The organism is Rhodobaculum claviforme, assembly GCF_016653255.1.
In the GTDB taxonomy this organism is placed as follows: domain Bacteria; phylum Pseudomonadota; class Alphaproteobacteria; order Rhodobacterales; family Rhodobacteraceae; genus Rhodobaculum; species Rhodobaculum claviforme.
Genome location: NZ_NHSD01000064.1, coordinates 1 through 4,866, shown reverse-complemented (window position 1 = coordinate 4,866; position 4,866 = coordinate 1). Strand labels below are relative to the sequence as shown.

Genomic DNA, 4,866 nt, shown 5'->3' with positions numbered 1-4,866 from the left:
TGCGCCTGAGATGGCCCGCAAACAGCTGTCACCTGAAGACAAGGCACTCTGGGATAAGGTGCGACGCACCGTGCGGCCCTTAAAAAGCCGCTCGCTCCGCGACGAACTCGCCGCTCAGGCAGCGACGCCGCAGGGTGATGCGTCGCCCCAGACGAGCGCCTCCGCCCTCACCGCCGGAAAGCGCAGCCCAGCTCCATTGCCCGTCGACGCTGTCTTTTCTCCACAACCGAAACCCCGCACCGCACCGCGCGCCGCCGCAGCGCTTGAGCCCCGGCTGAAGCGCCGTCTCCTGCGCGGCCGCCTTGAGCCCGAGGCGCGCATCGACCTGCATGGCCTGACGCTGGCCGAGGCGCAGCCGGCGCTGGTGGGGTTTCTGCGCCGCGCCCATGGGGACGGGCGGCGTCTGGTGCTGGTGATCACCGGCAAGGGGCGCGGCCCGTCCGACGCGCTGCCCCTGCCGTATCGCACCGGCGCGCTGCGGCACGAGGTGCCGCTGTGGCTGCAACGGCCGCCGCTGCGCGCACTGGTGCAGCAGACCGCACAGGCCCATGCCCGCCACGGTGGCGCCGGGGCGCTGTATGTGTATCTGCGCCGTCCGGGCTGAGGGGCGGCGCCGCGTTCAGAACCGCTGCCAGAGGGACAGCGACAGGCCGCGCGTCCCGGCCCCGCCGCGTTCCACCACCGATTCCAGCACCACGTCGCGGTCGGGCCCGAAGCTGCGGCCGATGGCCGGGCGCAGCTTCACCGTCGTCTCGCCCCCCTCGCGAAAGCCGCTGAGCGACACGAGGCCGAGCCACCCGCCCGCACCGCGCAGGCCGACCTGGCCCATGATCTCGCGCCGGGCCTCGCCTTCGGAACGGACGGGATCTTCGGAGGACAGCGTCAGGCGCATCCACCCGTCGCCAAGCGGGGTGCCGATGCCGCGCCCCAGATGCACCGCCACCAGCCGGAAGCGCGTCGTTCCCAGCGTGTCGTCGCCGCGCCGGGCGCCACTGTCGAGCAGCAGCCCCCCCTCGAGCCCCAGCGCAAGGCCCCATGGCAACGCCTGCGGGTGCCAGCGCAGCCGCACATCCGCCGCGCCGTCGCCGCGCCCCTCCTGCGCCAGCGGGCTGTCGAGCCGCAGCCGCAGGGCGGGCACCAGACCCCCCCGCCAGCCCATCTCGCCATAGGCCTCGGCAAAGCCGGTGCGGTTTCCCCGCGCCTTTTCGAAGCCGAAGCTGGTGGCCAGGAACACGGTCCCCACCTCGCGCGGCCACGGTCCGGCCAGCGCGGCCCGCGGCCCGCCCAGGGCGATGCACAGCAGGATCACAAGCGGGGCGAGGCGGCGGATCGTCATGCCGCCACTGGACGCTCATTGTGGTTAACAAACCGTTAGCAGCCACCGTCGGCGGCGGCGCGCCAACCGTCAGGGAAAACCCGGCGCGGGCGCGATGTGGCCCGTCTGCACCCCGCGCCAGTTCGTCAGCGGCGGTGCCAGCCAACGCGCCGCACCCGGAGCGGCCGCATCCAGCACGCCCAGCCGGACCAGAAGCGCCGCGATCGCCGTTTCGGCCGCGCGCCCGGCGCCGTCGGCGATCTTCAGCGCCACCCCCAGCCGCTGTTCCGGCAGAATGGCGACAAACACCCCCTCGGCGCCGGTCTTGACCGCCACGTGGCCACCCATCGCGCGCATCAGCCCGGTGCAGGCGCGCCCCTCGCCCGCGACCAGATCGGGATGCGCGGTCATCGCCTCGCGCAGCCGAACCATGGCGCGGCCCCGCACGGACCCGTCGTCGGCGCCGGCAAAGGCCGCCATCGCCCGCGCCAGCCCGGTCAGCGAGGTTGCGAAATTCGGCGCCGAACAGCCGTCGATGGCCCAGCCGGGGCTGTCCTCGCCGGTGACCTCCTCGAAGGTCTGGCGCACGGCGCGCTGAACGGGGTGGTCGAGGTCGATATACTCCGGCCCCGCGCCAAGATGCCGCGCCAGCGTCAGGAACCCCGCATGCTTGCCCGAACAATTGTTGTGGATCTGGCACGGCGCCGTGTCCCCCCGGATCAGACCGGCGGCGGCGGCCGCGTCATGGGGCACATGCGCCCCGCACCGCAGCGCGGTCGCGTCCAGCCCCAGCGCCGCCAGCCACGCCGCCACACGGTCGGTATGGATCGCCGCCCCCTGGTGCGAGGCGCAGGCCAGTGCCAGCTGTTCCGGCCCAAGCCCGTCGGCCGCGCCGCTTTCGACCAGCGGCAGCGCCTGCACCATCTTGCACGAGGAGCGTGGAAAGATCACCGCCTCTGCCGCGCCCCAGGCGGCAACCACTGCGCCGCTTGCGTCGCACACCACCGCGTCGCCCGCGTGGCGGCTTTCGACGCGGTCGCCGCGCCAGACCTCGACCATCGGTATCGCCATGGTGTTCCCCCTGGTTGCTGTCACGAGGAAGTGCGCGGAATCCCGCAGCCCCCCCGGGCCGGGGGTTTCATCCGCCGGACCGTTTGCGTTATGACCGCGCCTAGCGTGTCCGGCCATGCCCTTCCACCGCAAAAAGGTGTATGGCAGGCGGGGCATCGACAACGGGCAGACAACCATTGCACGGGGAACGGAATGACGCGAGCAGGGCTTAAGGCAGGCGGTGCGGCGATCCTGGCGGGCGGGCTGTTGCTGGCCACCAGCGCCATGGCGCAGGACGAATCCACCAACCGCGTCGCGGCGGAAACCGACTGGAGCGTCTTTGTCGAGGAGAGCCCCCGCGCCTGCTGGAGCGTCTCCAGCCCCAAGGAATGGGTCGCCACCCGCGACGGCAACGCGGTCCAGGTGCGCCGCGGCGACATCCTGTTCTTCGTCACCTATCGCCCCGGCGACGATGTCATGGGCGAGATCAGCTTCACCGGCGGCTATCCCTTCCGCCCCGATTCGACCGTCTCGGTGGAGATCGGCGACGCGACGTTCCAGCTGTTCACCTCGGGCGACTGGGCCTGGCCCGCGAACCCCGAGGACGACGCCCGCCTGAAGGCCGCGATGCAGGGCGGCACCGAGGCGATCGTCACCGCCGTGTCGTCGCGCGGCACCCAGACGCGGGACACCTTCTCGCTGTTCGGCTTCACCGCCGCCGCCGCCGAGGCCGAGCGCCGCTGCCAGTGACCCCGCGCGGTTGCCTGGGGCGTGGCGCGGTCTTATCTGTGCGGGTCAACCCCGAGGATACGCCAGTGACCGACGCCAGCCCCATCGCCGCCACCGCACCCATCACCCAGGACGTGCACACGATCCCCCGCCGGGCGCCGGAGGGCGGCGCGGTGAACCTGATCGGGCTGACGCGGCCGCAGCTGACGGCGGCGCTGATCGATGCGGGCACCCCGGCCAGGCAGGCAAAGATGCGCGCGGACCAGCTCTGGCAGTGGATCTACTACTGGGGTGTGCGCGATTTCGCGGCGATGACGAACCTCGCCAAGGGCTATCGTGCGCTGCTGGCGGAGCGGTTCACCCTCGCGGTCCCCGAGGTCATGCGCCGCGAGGTGTCCGCCGACGGCACCCGCAAGTATCTGCTGCGCATCCAGGGTGGGCACGAGGTCGAGGCCGTCTACATCCCCGAGGAGGGGCGCGGCACGCTGTGCCTGTCGTCGCAGGTGGGCTGCACGCTGACCTGTTCGTTCTGCCACACCGGCACGCAGCGGCTGGTGCGCAACCTGACGGCTGCGGAAATCGTCGGCCAGGTGCTGATCGCCCGCGACGATCTGGCCGACTGGGGCGTGCCCGGCCAGCCCAAGCGCGAGGAGCGTCTGGTCTCCAACCTCGTGCTGATGGGCATGGGAGAGCCGCTCTACAACTTCGAGGCCGTCCGCGACGCCATGCGCATCTGCATGGATGGCGAGGGGATCGCGCTGGGGCGGCGCCGGATCACGCTCTCGACCTCGGGTGTGGTGCCGGAGATCGCGCGCACCGCCCGCGAGATCGGCTGCCTGCTGGCGGTCAGCTTCCACGCCACGACGGACGAGGTCCGCGACACGCTGGTGCCGATCAACCGAAAGTGGAACATCGCCGCCCTTCTGGAGGCGCTGCGCGAGTATCCCCGCCTGTCCAACGCCGAGCGGATCACGTTCGAGTACGTCATGCTCAAGGGTGTGAACGACAGCGACGCGGACGCACGGCGGCTGGTGCGGCTGATCTCGGGCATCCCGGCCAAGATCAACCTGATCCCCTTCAACGAATGGCCCGGCGCGCCCTATGAGCGCTCCGACTGGGCGCGGATCGAGGCGTTCGCCGACATCATCCACAAGGCGGGCTATGCCAGCCCCATCCGCACGCCCCGGGGCGAGGACATCATGGCCGCCTGCGGCCAGCTGAAGTCCGACACCGAACGCGCGCGCAAGACCCGCGCCGAGGTCGCGCTGGAGGCCGGCCTGCCGGTGCCGCCGCGCGTCGTGCGCCGTCCGCATGCGCCCGACCATCCCGACACGACGGGCTGACCCTCGCCCGCCGCGGATCCCACCCAGGCCCGGCTGACCACGCTGGATGCCACGCGGGCGGTCGCGCTGATGGGGGTGCTGGCGGTCAACATGCTGACCATCTCGGGGCTGGAGTACCTGACGCCCGAGATGCGCGCGGTGGTCCATGGCCCGGCCGACCGTGCGGTCGCCTATGTGCTGGCGGTGCTGGTGGAGGGCAAGGCGCTGGCGGCGTTCTCGCTGCTGTTCGGGGTCAGCTTCACGCTGCTGATCGGGCGCATGCGCGCGCGGGGCGAGGGGTGGGTGTGGCCCTATCTGCGGCGTCTGGCGGTGCTGGGGGCGTTCGGGCTGCTGAACGCGGCGCTGTTCTTCTGGGGTGACATCCTGACGACCTATGCGGTGCTGGGGCTGTTCCTGCCGCTGGCGCTGTGGTTGCCGCAGCGGGTGGTG

General features: G+C 71.8%; 6 protein-coding genes. 4 read left to right on the top strand and 2 right to left on the bottom strand.

The window, feature by feature from the left end:
* A partial coding sequence (locus CCR87_RS01035) for a Smr/MutS family protein (RefSeq protein ID WP_242511782.1) occupies positions 1-604 on the top strand: 604 nt, incomplete at its 5' end.
* Between the two features lie 15 nt (positions 605-619).
* Here the strand turns inward: CCR87_RS01035 and CCR87_RS01030 are convergent.
* Both CCR87_RS01030 and CCR87_RS01025 read right to left on the bottom strand, forming a co-directional pair.
* The gene (locus CCR87_RS01030; protein ID WP_201155471.1) at positions 620-1,336 is read right to left on the bottom strand and encodes a hypothetical protein; all 717 of its coding nucleotides are present in this window, start codon (positions 1,334-1,336) and stop codon (positions 620-622) included.
* A 69-nt stretch (positions 1,337-1,405) separates the two neighbouring features.
* A complete protein-coding gene (locus tag CCR87_RS01025; protein ID WP_201155470.1) occupies positions 1,406-2,386 on the bottom strand; it encodes an asparaginase in 981 nt (326 codons plus the stop codon).
* 192 nt (positions 2,387-2,578) lie between these two features.
* On the opposite strand from CCR87_RS01025, the gene CCR87_RS01020 reads away from it, so the two are divergent.
* The 3 genes from CCR87_RS01020 to CCR87_RS01010 form a co-directional block, all read left to right on the top strand.
* A complete protein-coding gene (locus tag CCR87_RS01020) occupies positions 2,579-3,115 on the top strand; it encodes an invasion associated locus B family protein (RefSeq protein WP_201155469.1) in 537 nt (178 codons plus the stop codon).
* 83 nt (positions 3,116-3,198) lie between these two features.
* Positions 3,199-4,437, top strand: coding sequence for a dual-specificity RNA methyltransferase RlmN (rlmN, locus tag CCR87_RS01015; protein ID WP_201155472.1), 1,239 nt, complete (start codon positions 3,199-3,201; stop codon positions 4,435-4,437).
* Between the two features lie 69 nt (positions 4,438-4,506).
* The coding region (locus tag CCR87_RS01010; RefSeq protein ID WP_201155468.1) for a DUF418 domain-containing protein at positions 4,507-4,866 on the top strand (360 nt) is incomplete at its 3' end.

Excerpts from the sequence above, each read along its gene's own strand:
- CCR87_RS01030 (WP_201155471.1), bottom strand. The coding sequence starts at position 1,336 with ATGACGATCCGCCGCCTCGCCCCGCTTGTGATCCTGCTGTGCATCGCC.
- CCR87_RS01025 (WP_201155470.1), bottom strand. The coding sequence starts at position 2,386 with ATGGCGATACCGATGGTCGAGGTCTGGCGCGGCGACCGCGTCGAAAGC.
- CCR87_RS01020 (WP_201155469.1), top strand. The coding sequence starts at position 2,579 with ATGACGCGAGCAGGGCTTAAGGCAGGCGGTGCGGCGATCCTGGCGGGC.